This window comes from Microbacterium sp. LWH7-1.2 (assembly GCF_038397755.1).
Taxonomy (GTDB): Bacteria; Actinomycetota; Actinomycetes; order Actinomycetales; family Microbacteriaceae; genus Microbacterium.
In genome coordinates this window covers 227,139-243,108 of sequence record NZ_CP151637.1, presented here as the reverse complement: position 1 = coordinate 243,108, position 15,970 = coordinate 227,139, and the positions used below count along the sequence as shown (strand labels likewise).

Annotated in this window: 21 protein-coding genes; 8 read left to right on the top strand and 13 right to left on the bottom strand. The window is 70.0% G+C overall.

From position 1 onward, the window contains the following. Positions 1-122 precede the first annotated feature (122 nt). Together MRBLWH7_RS01155 and MRBLWH7_RS01150 are read left to right on the top strand one after the other, a co-directional pair. A complete protein-coding gene (locus MRBLWH7_RS01155) occupies positions 123-1,640 on the top strand; it encodes a DHA2 family efflux MFS transporter permease subunit (RefSeq protein WP_341998368.1) in 1,518 nt (505 codons plus the stop codon). Positions 1,641-1,731: 91 nt separating this feature from the next. Beyond that, positions 1,732-2,334 (top strand): carboxymuconolactone decarboxylase family protein, encoded by a 603-nt coding sequence (locus MRBLWH7_RS01150; RefSeq protein ID WP_341998366.1) that lies wholly within the window; start codon positions 1,732-1,734, stop codon positions 2,332-2,334. Here the strand turns inward: MRBLWH7_RS01150 and MRBLWH7_RS01145 are convergent. From MRBLWH7_RS01145 to MRBLWH7_RS01120, 6 genes are all read right to left on the bottom strand, one after another. Continuing rightward, a complete protein-coding gene (locus tag MRBLWH7_RS01145; RefSeq protein ID WP_341998364.1) occupies positions 2,321-2,824 on the bottom strand; it encodes a hypothetical protein in 504 nt (167 codons plus the stop codon). The two genes, MRBLWH7_RS01150 and MRBLWH7_RS01145, sit on opposite strands and share 14 nt — an antisense overlap. 33 nt (positions 2,825-2,857) lie before the next feature. Then, positions 2,858-2,980, bottom strand: coding sequence for a hypothetical protein (locus MRBLWH7_RS01140; protein WP_341998362.1), 123 nt, complete (start codon positions 2,978-2,980; stop codon positions 2,858-2,860). A gap of 62 nt (positions 2,981-3,042) precedes the next feature. Next, entirely contained in the window at positions 3,043-3,870 is an 828-nt protein-coding gene (locus MRBLWH7_RS01135) for a DNA-formamidopyrimidine glycosylase family protein (protein WP_341998360.1), read from the bottom strand. A gap of 39 nt (positions 3,871-3,909) precedes the next feature. Then, positions 3,910-4,200, bottom strand: coding sequence for a hypothetical protein (locus MRBLWH7_RS01130; RefSeq protein WP_341998358.1), 291 nt, complete (start codon positions 4,198-4,200; stop codon positions 3,910-3,912). Positions 4,201-4,339: 139 nt separating this feature from the next. After that, positions 4,340-5,305 carry a TIGR03885 family FMN-dependent LLM class oxidoreductase gene (locus MRBLWH7_RS01125; protein WP_341998356.1) on the bottom strand — a complete coding sequence of 322 codons (966 nt, stop codon included), beginning with the start codon at positions 5,303-5,305 and terminating at the stop codon, positions 4,340-4,342. 132 nt (positions 5,306-5,437) lie between these two features. Beyond that, positions 5,438-5,785 carry a hypothetical protein gene (locus MRBLWH7_RS01120; RefSeq protein ID WP_341998354.1) on the bottom strand — a complete coding sequence of 116 codons (348 nt, stop codon included), beginning with the start codon at positions 5,783-5,785 and terminating at the stop codon, positions 5,438-5,440. 188 nt (positions 5,786-5,973) lie between these two features. On the opposite strand from MRBLWH7_RS01120, the gene MRBLWH7_RS01115 reads away from it, so the two are divergent. After that, the gene (locus MRBLWH7_RS01115; RefSeq protein ID WP_341998352.1) at positions 5,974-6,450 is read left to right on the top strand and encodes a MarR family transcriptional regulator; all 477 of its coding nucleotides are present in this window, start codon (positions 5,974-5,976) and stop codon (positions 6,448-6,450) included. A 5-nt stretch (positions 6,451-6,455) separates the two neighbouring features. Here the strand turns inward: MRBLWH7_RS01115 and MRBLWH7_RS01110 are convergent, their stop codons facing one another. Continuing rightward, a complete protein-coding gene (locus MRBLWH7_RS01110) occupies positions 6,456-6,749 on the bottom strand; it encodes a hypothetical protein (RefSeq protein ID WP_341998351.1) in 294 nt (97 codons plus the stop codon). A 103-nt stretch (positions 6,750-6,852) separates the two neighbouring features. Here MRBLWH7_RS01110 and MRBLWH7_RS01105 point away from each other — a divergent pair, with 103 nt between their 5' ends. After that, the gene (locus MRBLWH7_RS01105) at positions 6,853-7,605 is read left to right on the top strand and encodes an EI24 domain-containing protein (RefSeq protein ID WP_341998350.1); all 753 of its coding nucleotides are present in this window, start codon (positions 6,853-6,855) and stop codon (positions 7,603-7,605) included. Positions 7,606-7,632: 27 nt separating this feature from the next. On the opposite strand, the gene MRBLWH7_RS01100 is transcribed toward MRBLWH7_RS01105, so the two are convergent. Then, positions 7,633-8,817, bottom strand: coding sequence for an aminotransferase class I/II-fold pyridoxal phosphate-dependent enzyme (locus tag MRBLWH7_RS01100; protein ID WP_341998348.1), 1,185 nt, complete (start codon positions 8,815-8,817; stop codon positions 7,633-7,635). A gap of 154 nt (positions 8,818-8,971) precedes the next feature. Between MRBLWH7_RS01100 and MRBLWH7_RS01095 the strand changes: the two genes are divergently transcribed. Beyond that, positions 8,972-9,748: a patatin-like phospholipase family protein gene (locus MRBLWH7_RS01095; RefSeq protein ID WP_341998346.1), complete on the top strand. Its 777-nt coding sequence runs from the start codon at positions 8,972-8,974 to the stop codon at positions 9,746-9,748. 28 nt (positions 9,749-9,776) lie between these two features. Here MRBLWH7_RS01095 and MRBLWH7_RS01090 read toward each other — a convergent pair whose 3' ends face one another. Together MRBLWH7_RS01090 and MRBLWH7_RS01085 are read right to left on the bottom strand one after the other, a co-directional pair. Next, positions 9,777-10,577, bottom strand: coding sequence for a DUF1206 domain-containing protein (locus MRBLWH7_RS01090; protein WP_341998344.1), 801 nt, complete (start codon positions 10,575-10,577; stop codon positions 9,777-9,779). Positions 10,578-10,641: 64 nt separating this feature from the next. Then, a complete protein-coding gene (locus MRBLWH7_RS01085; protein ID WP_341998342.1) occupies positions 10,642-11,445 on the bottom strand; it encodes a phosphatase PAP2 family protein in 804 nt (267 codons plus the stop codon). Positions 11,446-11,466: 21 nt separating this feature from the next. Here MRBLWH7_RS01085 and MRBLWH7_RS01080 point away from each other — a divergent pair, with 21 nt between their 5' ends. After that, positions 11,467-12,843 carry a pyridine nucleotide-disulfide oxidoreductase gene (locus MRBLWH7_RS01080; protein WP_341998340.1) on the top strand — a complete coding sequence of 459 codons (1,377 nt, stop codon included), beginning with the start codon at positions 11,467-11,469 and terminating at the stop codon, positions 12,841-12,843. Between the two features lie 30 nt (positions 12,844-12,873). On the opposite strand, the gene MRBLWH7_RS01075 is transcribed toward MRBLWH7_RS01080, so the two are convergent. Together MRBLWH7_RS01075 and ychF are read right to left on the bottom strand one after the other, a co-directional pair. Further along, positions 12,874-13,440 carry an alpha/beta hydrolase gene (locus MRBLWH7_RS01075; RefSeq protein WP_341998338.1) on the bottom strand — a complete coding sequence of 189 codons (567 nt, stop codon included), beginning with the start codon at positions 13,438-13,440 and terminating at the stop codon, positions 12,874-12,876. Between the two features lie 25 nt (positions 13,441-13,465). After that, positions 13,466-14,539 carry a redox-regulated ATPase YchF gene (gene ychF, locus MRBLWH7_RS01070; protein ID WP_341998336.1) on the bottom strand — a complete coding sequence of 358 codons (1,074 nt, stop codon included), beginning with the start codon at positions 14,537-14,539 and terminating at the stop codon, positions 13,466-13,468. A 59-nt stretch (positions 14,540-14,598) separates the two neighbouring features. Between ychF and MRBLWH7_RS01065 the strand changes: the two genes are divergently transcribed. After that, positions 14,599-15,255 (top strand): methyltransferase domain-containing protein, encoded by a 657-nt coding sequence (locus MRBLWH7_RS01065; RefSeq protein ID WP_341998334.1) that lies wholly within the window; start codon positions 14,599-14,601, stop codon positions 15,253-15,255. A 13-nt stretch (positions 15,256-15,268) separates the two neighbouring features. On the opposite strand, the gene MRBLWH7_RS01060 is transcribed toward MRBLWH7_RS01065, so the two are convergent. Continuing rightward, on the bottom strand, positions 15,269-15,445 hold the full coding sequence (locus MRBLWH7_RS01060) for a hypothetical protein (RefSeq protein WP_341998332.1): 177 nt from the start codon (positions 15,443-15,445) through the stop codon (positions 15,269-15,271). A gap of 233 nt (positions 15,446-15,678) precedes the next feature. On the opposite strand from MRBLWH7_RS01060, the gene MRBLWH7_RS01055 reads away from it, so the two are divergent. Further along, a complete protein-coding gene (locus MRBLWH7_RS01055; protein WP_341998331.1) occupies positions 15,679-15,918 on the top strand; it encodes a PfkB family carbohydrate kinase in 240 nt (79 codons plus the stop codon). Positions 15,919-15,970 lie beyond the last annotated feature (52 nt).

Sequence of the window (15,970 nt, the reverse complement as noted above, 5' to 3'; positions counted from 1 at the left end):
GCGTCGTCGCCGACATCCGTTGCCGGAATCGGGAATGGGATGTCGGAACCTGTGGTTATTCTGAGGGCTTGCCATCCTCGGATGGCTTTTCGCTGTCCTTCCGAGCCTCGAGGAGACGACCTGTGGCCGCCATCGAAACGACCCCCGGAACCGGCAGCATCCCCGCCGCTGCAGGCACCACGCCCAGGCTCCGCCCTGAAGAGAGCCGCGTCATCTGGCTGCTGCTCGCCGCCGCGTTCGTCGCCATCCTCAACGAGACGACGATGGGCGTCGCGATCCCGCACCTCATCACCGACCTCGGCATCACCGCGCTCGCCGCGCAGTGGCTGACGACCGCGTTCATGCTGACGATGGCCGTGATCATCCCGATCACGGGCTTCCTGCTGCGCCGCTTCACGACGCGCACGATGTTCGTCGCCGCGATGAGCCTCTTCTCTGCAGGAACCCTCATCGCGTTCCTGTCGCCGGGATTCCCGATGCTGCTCGTCGCACGCGTCGTGCAGGCCTCCGGCACCGCGATCATGATGCCGCTGCTCATGACGACCCTCATGACCGTCGTGCCCGCCGCCATTCGCGGCCGCATGATGGGCCGCGTCAGCATCGTGATCTCGCTCGCCCCCGCGATCGGCCCGACCCTCGCTGGCGCCATCCTCAACAACTTCGAGTGGCGCTGGATCTTCGGCATCGTCCTGCCGATCGCGATCGTGGCGCTCGTCGTCGGCGCGCGCTGGATCCACAACCTCGGCGAGACGACCCGCGCACCGATCGACGTGCTCTCGGTCATCCTGTCGGCCCTCGGCTTCGGTGGGCTGGTGTTCGGCCTGAGCCAGCTGGGCGCCGGCGGGCACGGCGGCGGGGCGGAGGCGGCCGCCGCGGCCGCCGCGTCGACCACGACGCTCATCGTGTCGCTGGCCGTCGGCGTCGTGGCACTGGGACTGTTCGGCTGGCGCCAGGTCGTGCTGCAGCGCAAGGACGACGCGCTGCTCGACCTCCGCGTGTTCCGCAGCGCCAACTTCTCGCTGTCGATCGCGCAGATGGCGATCATGTCGATGGCGTTCTTCGGCGCGATCACCGTGGTCCCGCTCTACCTGCAGGACGTCGTCGGCGTCGATCCGCTCACGACCGGTCTGGTCGTGCTGCCGGGCGCCCTCGCGATGGGGCTCGCCGGACCCTTCATCGGGCGCATCTACGACCGCTGGGGTACGACGGTGCTGCTCGTTCCGGGCGCCGTCATCACGAGCGCGGTGCTGTGGTTCTACACGACGTTCGGCACCGAGACGCCGGTGTGGCTCATCGCGGTGGCGCAGACCGTCCTGTCGATCGGCCTCGCCCTGTCGTTCACGCCGCTCTTCACGGCGTCGCTCGGCTCCCTCGAGCCGCGGTTCTACTCCTATGGATCGGCGGTCGTGGGCACGGTGCAGCAGGTCGCCGGAGCCGCAGGCATCGCGCTGATGTTCGGCGTGATGGCGGCGGCCTCCTCCAGCGCGGCGTCGTCGGGCGCCGACGCGGTCGCGGCCGGCGCCGCAGGCACCCACGCCGCATTCCTCACCGCCGCGTTCCTGTCCCTGCCCCTGCTGGTCGGCGCCTTCCTCATCCGCAAGCCGGCTGATGCCCCGATGGGTGCGCCCGCCGGTCACTGACCGAGGTATCACGCGGATGCCCCACCCCTCGACAAGGGGTGGGGCATCCGCGATTCTGGTTGCGCCCGAGACCAGACGGGAAGGCAGCATCATGATCGTGAGCACTCCGGACCTCGACGGGGCCACCGGCCACGTCGCCGAGATGTACGACGGCGACATTCGCGGAGACGGCTTCGTCTTCGGACACACGCGCGTGATGGCGATCAACCCCGAGGCCCACGAGGCCTTCGAGACGCTGATCCGGGCCATCGTGCCGTCGATCGGCCTCCGCAACTACGAGCTGGCGACACTCGGTGCCGCGCGCGCGATCGGGTCGGATCACTGCCTCCTCGCGCATGGCCGCAAGACTCTTCGGGCTGGCCTGCTCGATGAGGACGAGCTCGCCCGGCTCGCGCGTGAGGGCGCCGACGCCGACCTCGATGAGACGGACATGGCAGTGGTCGCGTACGCCGAGAAGCTCTCGACGGATGCTGCCACCATGACCGATGCCGACACTCAGCGTCTGCGCGACCTCGGCTTCGGCGATCGGCAGATCGTCGACATCACGCTCGCCGCCGCGGTGCGAAACTACTTCAGCCGCGCGCTGCTGGCCCTGGCAGTGCCGGCCGACCACGTGCCGGGCCTCAGCCCCGATCTGGTCGCGGCTCTGCTCGCGCCGGGTCGGGCCGCGCGCGGCGACGTCAGTGATGGATGACGGCCTTCAGAAGGATGAGAACCCCGCCGAACGCCGCCGTGACGAGCGCACTCAGAATGCGCGGGAACCAGTGCGTGCTCCAACGTGCGACCGCGATCCAGCCCAGTGCGCCGAGCATCACGGTGTTCGCGATGAGCGCCACCCACAGCGCCGTGCTGTCTTCGATGAAGCGGGTGGTGCCGAGGAGGAGGATCAGCAGCGGCGGCACTGACGCCAGGAGCATGCCGCTCGACTGGCGGGCAGACGCTGCGAGGCTCGCGCGTAGCCCGGCGCGACCGTCGGTGGCGGCCAGCCGACCCAGCGTGCCGGCGAACACGTGAGCGGCGTAGAACACGATCACCGTGACGGCGACGGTGACAAGGGCCTCCCATGACGTGCCCCTCGCAGAGACGACGATCATGCCCGATACGAGGATCAGACCGTAGATCGCCTCCTCCGACATGAGGATGCGGCCGACCCGCGGGGTGATGTGCAGCTGTTCGTCGGTCATCGCCGGCGCGTCGTGGTGCGAGCGGAGAGGCGGTCAGTCGATGCTGCAGCTGCCGCCGCCGCAGCACGAACCGGCGGACTCGACCACTGCGAGAAGGTTCTTCTCGTCCGGCACCGGAGCGAGGGTCATCGGGGCGGGCTGCTGGGAAGTCGTCATGTGGACCATGCTACCCACGGCAACGGCGACCTCGGCCGTCGAAGCCGCGGCGGTGCCGTCGCTCAGAGCGGCACTCCCCCGTTCTGACAGGTCGGGCAGTACTGAGCGGACGTTCCCGAGAACGTCAGGTCGTGGATCGTGTCACCGCACACCGGACACGCCTCGCCCGTGCGTCCGTGCACGCGCATCGCCGCGACCTTCTGCGCCTTGAGCTGGTCGATCGGCACGCCGAGCCGGGCATCGATCGCCCCGCGCACCGTCGACAGCGTCGCATCGAACAGCCGGTCGGCGGCGTCCTCGTCGAGCGCGGCGGCATGGGTCACCGGCGACACCTTGGCGACGTGCAGGATCTCGTCGGAATAGGCGTTGCCGATGCCGGCGAGGGATTCCTGCTCCTGCAGGATCGCCTTGATCTGTTTCCGTCGTCCGCCCAGTGCGGCATCGAACTGGTCGCGCGTGAAGGCAGGATCCGCCGGATCCGGCCCGAGCTTCGCGATCGCGGGCACTTCGTCCGCGTCGCCGACCACGAACAGCCCGAGGGACACCCAGTTGCCGGCATCCGTCACCTCCAGGCCGCTCGCGCCCGACAGCTCGAACGTCGCGAGGGCCGGCGGCGCGTCGGCGGCAAGCGCGAGGGGCTCGGCGTCCCGCCATCGCATCCATCCGTGACGGCCGAGCGATACGACGAGGCTCGCCTCGTCGAGCACGAGTTCCACGTGCTTGCCATGGCGACGAACGTCGGTGACGGTGCGCCCGATGATGCTCGCCGGAGGTGCTCCACGCGTCTTGACGGTGCGGAATTCGAGCACGTCCACTCCACGGATCTCGCGACCGGATGCCTCGTCAGCGAGGAACCGCGCGAGAGCCTCGACCTCCGGCGACTCAGGCATGGCCCCATCCTGCCACCCGGCCCCGACACGCGGTCGAGTTCAGGCGCGCGCGGGAGGGCGGTGCGGGATCGGCGCCGGCTTGAGCGCGCCCAGGCTGCGCGACTGCTCGAGCATCTCGACCGCGGCGCGGAAGAGGGCCTCCAGCGACGAGAACCGCGCGGACCCGAGCCCGACCGAGACCCACACCGCCTGGTAGGCGCCCGAGTCGAGCAGTTCGACGTACGCGATGACGCTCGCCACCTCGCTGCGGGCGACGGCCCGGTCGCACAGACGCCACGCGCGGTCGGCAAGCGGCGTCAGCACCAGCTGGTGGATGTCATCGTGTTCCATGGCAGCGAGCCTGCTCGCCCCCGCCGCACCCGCGAAGGGGGTTGACATCGCGACCCACCGCCGGGTTGCAAGCAGGCTCGCGCGATGGCGTCGGCATCGCCGCGCAGTCTTCCCGCCACATGTCACCCGTCCGGCCGCGTCACACACGCCGCCTCACCCCGTCGAGCAGGCCTCCGCGCGCGCGGGCGAGAAAGTCGTCCTGGTCCTTCCCGACCCCGTGCAGATACAGCTCATCCGCACCGGCCGCCACGACGGCGGCGAGACGCTCGGCCGCCTCCTCCTCGTCGGCGGAGATGAGCACGCCGTGCTCGAGCGCGTCGACGTCTGCGGGATCGGCGAGCCGGTCGAAGTCCTCGGGCTGCATGAGATCCCACATGAGCTCCGCGGGCACGGTCGCCTGACGCCACTGGTCGGCCGCAGCGCGCCGGGCCTCGCCGTGCGAATCGGCCAGACTCACGTGCACCTGCGCCGCGCACGGGCCATGGCCGTCGGCATCCCGGTACGCGGCGATGATCGCGCGGATCTCGTCGGGGTCGTGCCCCACCGTGATGAGGCCGTCGGCCCACGAGGCGGCCCAGGCGGCCGTGGGCTCGGACGCCGCGGCGGCCCGCAGCCGCGGCGGGTCGGCGGGACGCGACCAGAGCCGGGTGTCGTGCACTCTCACGAGCCCGTCGTGGTCGACGCGCTCTCCCGCGTGCAGACGGCGGATGATGTCGACGACCTCCAAGAGGCGCTCCTCGCGCTGCGGCTTCGGCGGCCAGGCGTCGCCCGTCACGTGCTCGTTGAGCGCTTCGCCACTGCCGAGTGCGCACCAGAACCGCCCCGGGAACATCTCCGCGAGAGTCGCCATGGCCTGCGTCGAGATCGCCGGGTGGTACCGCTGGCCGGGAGCCGTGACCACACCCATCGGAAAGCCGGTGGTGGCCATCGCCGCGCCGAGCCAGCTCCAGGCGTGCGCCGATTCGCCTTGCGCCAGCCCCCATGGTGCGAAGTGGTCGGAACACATCGCACCGTCGAAGCCGGAACGCTCGGCTTCCTGGACGGCGGCCAGCAGGCGCGAGGGCGGGAGCTGTTCGTGTGAGGCGTGGTAGCCGAGGAAGACCATGTACTCCAGCCTGCGCGGCTGTCCACCAACCGCCCACGTCGTTGCGGGCGCAGGACGGACGTGCTAACGGATGCTGCTCACCCGCGCAGCGCCGTCGCGCGGGCCGCCGTGCTCGCGCAGCGGGTCGAGCCCTTACGCCAGAGACTCCTCGAGCGCGGGCAGCGTCGATGCGGCCGGAGCAAGGAGGTGGATGTCGTCGAATTCGAGGACGAGGCCGGCGTTGGAGTTCGCCTCGGCGGCGAGGCGGGACAGCAGAGCGTGGTCCATCCGCGGTTCGTCGACGCTCTCGAAGGTGAAGCGGAGCGGGATCGACGGCTCCAGCCACACGGACGAGCGCCCCGAGCCATCGGCGTGACGCCACGACATCATGAAGCTCTCATGACGCCGCAGCTTAGTCGTGATGATCACCTTGACGTGGGCGAGGAGGTGCTCCGGTATGTAGATCGGTGTGCCCTCGATGCCATAGACGAGTTGAGCCATGGGAATGCTCCTTCCGGATGCTGGCTCCATGATAGTTCGATATTGAACTTTTCGATAGTGAGAATTTCAGCATGGGATATTGCGGTGCTAAAGTGTGAGGCAGTGAAGGTTTCGCTTCCGAGAGTTCTGTGGTCGAATGAAACGAATCCCTTCGCCAGAGCTCGGGGGACCGACGAAGGAGTGTCATCGTGACCGAGAGCACGACGCCGACGCCGGCGACCTACGGGCATCGGCCCGACGTGGCGAGCTTGCTCGAGCGACTGCGGCTCGCGGAGGCGAAGCTGGCTCGTCGGCGCGAGCAGCAGACCGGCATGAACGAGACGGACCGTGCAGCGATGCGCTACCTGCTCGAGCGAGTCGACACGGAGGAGGTCACGCCTTCCATGATCGCCAGAGCGCTCCACCTCTCCCCCGCTTCCGGCACCGCCCTCATCGACCGACTTGTTGCGCGCGGGCTCGTCGTGGCCGAGGGTCACCGGCACGACCGGCGCAAGAAGATCATCCGGCCCTCCGACGGGAGCCTGGACCCCGATCACCTCGACCCGCTCACGATGGAGCTGCGCAGCCTCGCGTCAGCGCTGCCCCCGAAAGACGCCCGTGTGGTCGCCGACTTTCTCGAGGACGTTCTCGCAGTGGTGTCGAAGACCGCGCTGCCTGCGAGCTGACGCGGTCAGAGCGGCGCGGGTTCGAGTCGCTGTGCGATCTCGTCCAGTGCGTCGCGAATCGACCCGAACTCGTACACGCCGGCGCCGCCGGTGACCCACAGCACATAGACGCGGTCGTCCTTGCACTCCACGTAGGCGACCACCCGGTGCGGATCCGCGGCGTCGACGAGGGGGTCGCAGGCCACCCACGCTCCTGATCCCACCCACAGCAGCTCGGGGCGACGGGTCTCGACCGCGGGAATCGATGTCTCGAGCATGGCGACCTCCTGGATGGCTGTTCGCGCCTCGTCGTGCGTCATCGTCCAACATCCTCGCCCGAGGGGCGCCGTGCGGAGGGGCTTGACGGCGGGCGCGCGATCTGAGTGGGGCGTCGGCGGCCGCGGGCGACTTAGGCTGACTCGGATGCGGGAGTTCATCGGAGGGATCGGTCTGCTCGGCCGCGGCTTCGCCCACTGGCGACGCCGGCCGGCTCTCATGGCGCTGGGCCTGGTCCCCGCCGCGATCGTCGGCCTGCTGTTCCTCGGCGGGCTCGTCGCACTGAGCGCCTCGCTTCCCGCCCTCACCGAGGCGATGACGCCGTTCGCCGACGGCTGGCCGGGCGTCTGGGCCACGATCTTCCGCGTCGCGGTAGGCACGGCCCTGCTCGGTGCGGCCCTCGTCCTGGTGGCCGTCTCGTTCACGGCCCTCACCCTGCTGGTGGGCGACCCGTTCTACGAGCGGATCTGGCGGGCGGTCGAGACGGATGCCGGTTCCCCTCAGTTCGCCGGCGACTACGGCTTCTGGCGCTCCGTCGCGGATGGCCTCTCGCTGATCGCACGCGGGCTCGGCGTCGCCCTGGTCGCCGCGCTGCTCGGGTTGATCCCGGTCGTCGGCGGCGTGGGGAGCACGCTCTTCGCGGTGCTCTTCACCGGCTGGCTGATCGCCGACGAGCTCAGCTCCCGCGCGCTGACCGCTCGCGGACTCGACCGCAGGGCGCGCAAACAGCTGCTGCGCCGCAGGCGCGCCCGCGTACTAGGGTTCGGCGTCGCGACGCAGCTCTGCTTCCTGGTGCCGCTCGGCGCGGTCGCGACCATGCCGGCGGCTGTGGCCGGAGCTACGCTGCTCGCGCGGTCGCTGCTCGATCCCGCACCGCCGACCATACAGGCTCAGGCGTAACCTGACGGTGGGCGGGCAGCATTCGTCTCAGCCGGTCCTGGTGCGATCCGCAGCGACCTCGATGAGATGCGGGATCGCCCGGTCGATCATCGTCATGGTCGCGGTCAGCGAGATCCGGAACTGGTGCGGCTGGTCGAACAGCGACCCGGGCATGACGTACACGCCCCGCTCCTCGAGGGCGTCGCAGAACACCTGGGCATCACCGCCCGGCGCCTTGCCCCACAGGTAGAACGTGCCCTCCGGCCGGGTGAGCTCGTAGCCGGCGTCGGCGAGAGCGCCGTACATGCGGTCGCGCTTGCGCGTCAGCTCGGCCATGTCGATCGACAGGGTCTCGAGCTCGGGCACCGAGTACTGCATGACCGCGTCGGGGAACCCCCAGCCGATGGCGAGCCCCAGGGGGAACAGCGCGGCGCGCAGCTCCTCCCGCTCAGCCGTCGGGATGAGCGGCGAGAGCGCGAGGTATCCCAGCCGCGCGCCGGGAGCGAGCAGCACCTTCCCGTAGCTGTAGTCGATGACGGTCCACGGATAGAACCCGGCGGGGCTCGTGAACGCGATGCCGTCGAATCGGATCCGGCGGTACGGCTCGTCCGACAGCAGCCAGATCCTGCGTCCGTGGGCACGCGACGCCTCTTCGAGCACTGCGGCGAGCGCCTCCCATGTCGACGGCGGATAGACGCGGCCCGTCGGATTCGCCGGTGAGTTCACGACGACGATCCTCGTGCGCGGCGTGATGGCGCGCGCGATCGCGTCGACATCGAGGTCGAACGTCACGGGAGCGAGTTCCACGCCGATCGGGACGAGGTCCGCGGCGCGCAGCATCGGTGCGTAGCAGAACCAGCCGGGGACGGGGATGGCAACCTCGTCACCCGCGTCGGCCAGCAGCGCGAACGCGAGCGACATCGCACCGAACGCGCCCTGCGTCATCGCGATGTCGTCGGGCGCGAAGTCCAATCCCAGCTCGCCGGACAGCGCCGCGGCCACGACCTCTTGCGCGGATCGCTCGCTGCTCTTGTACGCGAACCAGTCGACGGATCGCGGCTCCGCGTGCGCACGGATGGCAGCAGGCAACCCGGGCAGCGCCATCTCGTGCGGGTTGCCGAACGCGAAGACCGGTGCCTCGGGGTCTGAGGCCACGACCTGCATGCGCGAGAAGTACGAGGCGACGACATCCACCGCCGCCTTCGCCGCCGTCGCCCGTGTCGACATCGCCATCGCAGTCACCTCTCGCCCCCAGTGTCGATCCGTGATCCCGCCCAGGATCCCAACTGGGAGGTGGTGCGTCAATCACCCCTCTCGTCACCCCCGTCCACAGTTGATCCCCAACCGCGTGATGCTACGGTCGGCCGGGCGGGACAGGCGGAGGACGATGATGGACGACCCGGAGCTGGGGCTCGTACTCGGAGGCGGTGGCGCGTTCGGCGCCGCCCACGTCGGCGTGCTGCAGGTGCTGGCGGAGCGAGGCATCCGTCCGGGCGTCGCGACCGGGACGAGCTCAGGGGCCCTCGTCGCGGCGGCTTACGCCGCGGGTCTGGAGCCGCACGCCATCGAGCGCGCCGCCCGCGCATTCCGCTGGAGCGCCATCGCGCGCTGGTCGCTGACCCCGCGGTGGGGCCTGCTCGACACCACCGCCATCGTCGATGCCGTCCCGCGCGCCCTCGGCGAGGATCCGCACATCGAGCATCTCCCCCGCCGCTTCGCCGCCTATGCCACCGATCTGCGCACCCGCCGCGGGATCATCCTCCACGAGGGACCGCTCAGCGCGGCACTCCGCGCGACGGTCGCAGTGCCGGGGCTCCTCCCCCCGATCCGCCGCGGCGATGCGCTGCTCGCAGACGGCGGCATGATCGACAACGTCCCGGTCGCCGCCGCGCGCGCCCTCGGCGCCACACGGCTGATCGTGGTGCGACTGCACGCGAAGTGGGAGAACGTCCGCATGATGCGCACCGTCACGCGGACAGCGGATCTCGTCGCCGACCCGTCGGTCGTGCTCATTCAGCCCGAGATGGAGGGCATGGCCCAGTGGCGCATGACCGACGTGCCGCGTCTCATCGAGGAGGGGCGCCGCGCGGCGACGGCGGCATTGGATGCTGCGCCCCTGCGCGACCCTGCATTCCGCTCCCCTGCCGAGCTCGTGGCCGAGTAGCCAGCCGCGAGACTCCGGTGCCTCATCCTCACATCCGCGCGTACCGCGCCCGGGCGAAGCAGAAGACGCCGTAGATGATCAGGCCAACGGCAACCACCCAGAGGATCGCAGGTCCGAAGGGCAGACCGGCGAGTGTATGGAGCGCAGCATCCAACCCGCCGGCTGTCTGCGGATCCTGCGTGACGGCCGCGACGACGAACAGCGCGCCCGCAACCGCCACCGCGATGCCCTTCGCGACGTAGCCGACCACGCCGAACGTCACGATCCCCTTCCGCGCGCCCCCCGTCGGCAGGTCGAGGTGCTTCTCGAAGGCACGCGTGAAGCCGCGCACGACGAAGGCCACGCCGATGGCGAAGATGATCAGACCGACCAGCACCAGGAGGAAGACGCCGCCGGGAGTGCTCATGAGCTGCGCGCTGAAGGTCTGCGACGACTGCGAAGAGTCGGAGTTGCCACCGAGCGCGTAGACGAGCGCCGTGAACGCGATCGCGAGATAGACGACGGCGGTGCCGATGTACTTCACGCGATAGCCCCACTTCTTCTTGGTGTCGGGGTTGCGCTCCAGGAACGCCTCGGCCACCTGCCACACGGCGAGCGCCGCGAGCCCGATGGCGATCGCCCACAGCAGGATCACCCCGAGAGGAGTGCTGCGGATCGCCTCCATGGCGCCGCCCTGGTCGGCTTCTCCTCCGCCGCCGGTGGCGACCGAGATGGCGATGAAGCCGATGACGATGTGCACGATCCCCAGCACGACGTAGCCGATGCGGGCGATGGTGCGGAATGCGGGCGACTCCGTCGCTGCCCGTGCCGCGTTCTTCGCAGTGGTCATTCGCGAAGCGTATCCCCCGGAATCATCGCAGGATGGGGGGTTGAAATCCTCGCGAGAACTGTGCTCAGTCGCCTGCTCCCGGGGACGACGCCCGCGAGGACATCTCCCTCCGGATGCGGTAGGCCTGCATCGCGCTCCACACCAGGCAGGCCACCGCGATCCCCTCCAGGAGCCCCGCGAGCACATCGCTCGCCCAGTGGGCGTGGAGGTAGGTGCGGCTCCACATCATCCAGGCGACCCAGACCACTCCGAGTGTCCAGACGTACCAGCGGCGCAGCAGCAGTCCCAGCGTGACGGCGATGGTCGTGGCGACGGCGGTGTGACCGGACGGGAACGAGGTGGCCACGCTCTCGGCGAGCGAGTCGGACGGCCGCACCCTCGCGATGACCGCGGCCATCGGTGCGCCGATCGCCGTCACGGTGACGATGGCGACCGCGAGGGTCGCAGCATCCCAACGTCGTCGTCGCCAGAGGAAGATCGCGATGATGAGGATCCCGACCACAGGCGCCCCCACGACGCCGCCGACGATGGAGGGGACCCAGGCGATCACCAGACCCACGTCGTTCAGACCGGCGTGCATCAGATCGTCCCACCAGAGGTCCGCGGGAAGGGGATCGTGTCCCCCCAGCGCCACCGCGAAGCGCAGCACCACGAACAACACCGTGGCCGCCACACCGATCACGAGGACGGTCGCGCGGTGCGGATCGGGGTGCGGAAGCGGTTCGTCGGGCGGCGCAGCGAGCGACGCGCCACCGCCCTGGGGTTCTTGGTTCTCGCCCACGCGACCATTGTGGACGCGGACGAGCCCCGCGCGCGCCCTCTTGCCGTCAAGGGTCTCGGTGTCGTAGGGGTTATTGACGGGCGGCACGCGCACTGCTCTGATGAGCGCATGGAGGCGATCGTCGACGTCGACTACGTGGTCGTCGGGGCGGGGGCGATGGGGATGGCGTTCGTGGACGCCCTCACCGCCGCCGCCGACGACGTGTCGGTCGCGATCGTCGAACGCCGCCACGGCGCCGGGGGGCACTGGCTCGACGCGTACGGATTCGTGCGGCTGCACCAGGCGTCGGCCTTCTACGGCGTCGCCTCGACGCTGCTCGGCGCCGGCCGCCTGCAGGCGGACGGCCCGGAGCGCGGCCTGCACGAGCGCGCGAGCGCCGCCGAGGTGTCGGAGTACTACGCCCGCGTGCTCGCCCGGTTCGTCCGGTCGGGCCGCGTGGCGTTTCACGGCCGCAGCGAGTACGTGGGCGACCGCCGGTTCGTGTCGCTGCTGAGCGGCGCCCGGTTCCACGCGCCGGGTGCCCGCGTGGTGGACGCGCGATACCTGTCGCCCGACATCCCGCTGCTCACTCCCCCGCCGTTCGCGATCGAGGACGGCGCCCACGTCGTAGCGGTGAACGAACTCGTCCGCATCGCCGAGGCCCCTGGTCACTACGTCATCGTGGGCGCGGGCAAGACCGCGACCGACACGTGCGTGTGGCTGCTGCAGAACGGCGTCGCACCGAACGCCATCACCTGGGTGCGACCCCGTGACCCCTGGCTGCTCAACCGCGCCGTCGTGCAGCCCGACCCGGCGATCTTCCTCGGAATGGCCGCTGACACGATGGCCGCTGCTGCGGCTGCATCCGACGCCAACGACGCCTTCTTGCGCATGGAGGAGGCCGGGATCATGCTGCGCTTCGATCCCGCGGTCACCCCGACGATGGCCAAGACACCGACGCTCGCCACGTGGGAGCTCGACCTCGTCCGCTCGATCGACGACGTGATCCGGCGCGGCCGGCTCCAGTCCGTCGGGAAGGGACGCCTGACCTTCGCCGACGGCGACGTGCACGTGCCCGCCGATTCGCTCGTCGTGCACTGCGCGGCCGAAGGACTGAAGTACCCGGGTCTCAAGCCGATCTGGACCCCGGGGGCCATCACGCCTCAGCCGGTGCGGGTCGGCTTCCCCTGCTACGGCGCGGCGCTCACCGGCTACGTCGAGGCGACGCGCGACGACGACGCCGAGAAGAACCGCGTGTGCCGCCCGTCGCCGTACTCCGACACGCCCTCGGACTGGGCGGCGATGCAGACGATCGGCGGTGACGCTTCGCTGGCGATGTCGAGGGAGACCGACCTGCGAGCATGGTCGAACACCACCTCGCTGAACCCGGCGCGCGTTCCGGCGGACCGGACGGACGACCCCGCCGTGCTCGCCGCCGCGGCCCGTTTCAAGGAGAACATCGGCGCGGGGCGCGCGCGGCTGGCGGAGTTCGCCGGGATCGCGTAGCCGGCGCGCATCGGATGACGCGGCCGGATCTCAGTCCCAGTCGAGGTACTCCTCGACGATGACCGCCGTCTCGACCGGGTGCGTGAGCGGGAAGAGGTGACCTGCTCCGTCGAGGGTCTTCACGCTCGCCCGTTCGGGCGCCGTGGCCCGCAGCCGCTCGCCGTTCGCGGCGGGAGTCACGTCGTCGTCGGCGCCCTGCACGATCAGCACCGGGATCACCGGGGCCAGCGCGATGTCCTCGTCTTCGACGCCCAGCAGCAGCAGTCCGTTGACGCGCTCCGGGTGCGCGGCGACCAGCGCACGTGCGACGGTGCCACCGCGCCCGTGACCGCCGACCCACGTGCGCTCGAGGCCCAGCGCGTCGATGACCGACACGACGTCGTCGGCCTGATCACCCGTCGCGGCGGGCTCGCCGTTCGTGCGGTAGCCGACGCGGATGATGTGGAACCCCGCCTCTTCGGCGAGGTAGTGCCCTACGACGCCCAAGGCGTCCTGCCCGGGTTCGGCGATCAGCACGAGGCCGATGGGCCCCTCGCCCTCGACGATGTAGGGGATCGCGCGTCCGTCGGGCTCGAAGATCTGCGTGGTGTCGGTCATGGGAGGCCTTTCCGGGAAGCGGTCGTCAGACGTTGAAGCGGAACTCGACGACGTCGCCGTCCTGCATGACGTAGTCCTTGCCTTCGAGGCGGGCCTTGCCCTTCGAGCGGGCCTCCACCACGGAGCCGGTCTCGACGAGGTCGTCGAACGAGATGACCTCGGCCTTGATGAAGCCCTTCTCGAAGTCGGTGTGGATCACGCCGGCCGCCTGCGGGGCCTTCCAGCCCTTGCCGATAGTCCAGGCGCGTGCCTCCTTCGGGCCGGCCGTCAGGTACGTCTGGAGCCCCAGCGTGTCGAAGCCGATGCGCGCCAGCTGGTCGAGACCCGATTCGTCCTGACCCGTCGACGCCAGCAGCTCCGCCGCGTCCTCGGGGTCGAGGTCGATGAGCTCGGACTCGATCTTAGCGTCGAGGAACACCGCCTTGGCCGGAGCGACCAGCGCCTCGAGCGACGCCTTCTTCGCGGCATCCGTCAGAACCGCCTCGTCGACGTTGAAGACGAAGATGAACGGCTTCGCGGTGAGAAGGCCGAGTTCCTTGATCGGCGCGAGGTCGATGCCCGAGGCCGACAGCAGCACGCCGCGCTCGAGGGCGTCCTTCGCCTCGACGGCGGCCGCGAGCACCGAGGGATCGAGCTTCTTGCCCTTGACCTCCTTCTCGTACCGCGTGATCGCCTTCTCCAGCGTCTCGAGGTCGGCGAGCTGCAGCTCGGCGTTGATGGTCTCCATGTCGCTCTGCGGGTTGACCGCGCCGTCGACGTGCACGACGTCGTCGTCGTCGAAGCCGCGCACGACCTGGGCGATGGCGTCGGCCTCGCGGATGTTCGCGAGGAACTTGTTGCCCAGGCCCTCGCCCTCGCTCGCGCCGCGGACGATGCCGGCGATGTCGACGAACGACACCGCGGCCGGCAGGATCCGCTCGGAGTGGAAGATCTCGGCGAGCTTCTCGAGTCGCGGGTCGGGAAGGTTGACCACGCCGATGTTGGGCTCGATCGTCGCGAACGGGTAGTTCGCCGCGAGCACCTGGTTCTTGGTCAGGGCGTTGAAGAGGGTCGACTTGCCGACGTTCGGGAGACCGACGATTCCGATGGTGAGAGCCACGGGCATCCAGTCTAGATGGCGGCGTTGCCCACCCCGACGCCGGGGGCGATACTGAGCGCGTGGACGAGTGCTGTGCACCGCACGTGCCGGAAGGCTACGACCGAGAGTTCAATGCCCGGTTCGCCCGGCGGCTCGCGCACCGGTATCGACGGGACGGTCTCACGCCGAGCGCGGCGCTCGTGCTCGACTTCGCGGACTCGATCGGCCTGGCGGGTGCCTCGCTGCTCGAGATCGGCGGCGGGATCGGCGACATCCAGCTCGAAGCGCTCAAGCGGGGCGCTTCCCGCACCACGAACGTCGAGCTGTCCACCGCCTACGAACCCGAGGCCGCGCGGCTGCTCGACGAGGCCGGCTTGCGCGACCGGGTGACACGGATGCTGGGGGTCGACCTCGCGAGCACGCCCGAGGCCGTCGAACGCGCCGACATCGTGGTGCTGCATCGGGTGGTGTGCTGCTATCGCGACTACGAGCGACTGCTGGGCGCCGCCGCCGGCCGCGCCAAGCAGGCCGTCGTGTTCAGCCACCCGCCGCGCACGCTGTTCGCCCGGTTCTCGGCACGCGCGATCAACGCGTGGTACACCCTGACCGGCAACCCGTATCGTGCGTACGCCCACGTGCCCGACGCGATGATCGCCGTGCTGACCGGGCGCGGGTTGGAGCCGCGCTACCGCGAAGTCAGCGGGCCGTGGCACATCGTGGGTGCCGTCCGCGCGTAGCCCGCCGGAGCGTTCAGCTGCGGATGGCGCGATATGCGTGCGTCACGTACGGGAGGTCGACGACCTCGACGCCGGTGGCCTCGGTGAGGCGGCGCTCGTCGAACAGTGCGCTCACGGCCGCGAGGATCGCCACCCTGTCGACCTCGGAGGCGGTGATGACATAGCTGCGCGAGGCGACCATGTCGAGCAACGCCGCCCGTGTGAGGGAGCGGGTCTACGTTCCGGGAGCTGTACGAGCGGGCAGAGTCGTGGCGTCGCGGCTACCACCCGCGAATCCACCCGGAGACCTACAACGGGCGTCCGGAGGCGAACGTCCCACACCTCATCGAAGGCCGAAAAGATGGCGGTTTGGTCATCCGGTTCAAGCGGACCGACAAGGTGTACAAGCGAAACGTCCCCGTCCCTGACCCCCCGGCTACCGGCATGTCGGCGAGTATCCGGGTGTCCCCCGTGCCCATCGCCCCCGTCGACACGGTCGGCGCGGGCGACGCCGGCGCCGCCGGATACCTCTCTGAACGCTGCGCCGGAAGCGACGCGACGACCAGGCTCCGCACCGCGGCCGTCGCCGGCGCGTACGCCTGCCTGCACCCCGGCGGCTGGCAGGGCGGCATCCGTCGATCCGAGCTCGCGAGCGCCGGATCCGCCGACCCCGTCTCCCGCTGAGACCCCTCCGCCTCAGGAGATTCCATGACTTTCGCTCTCCTGAGGAGTCGAG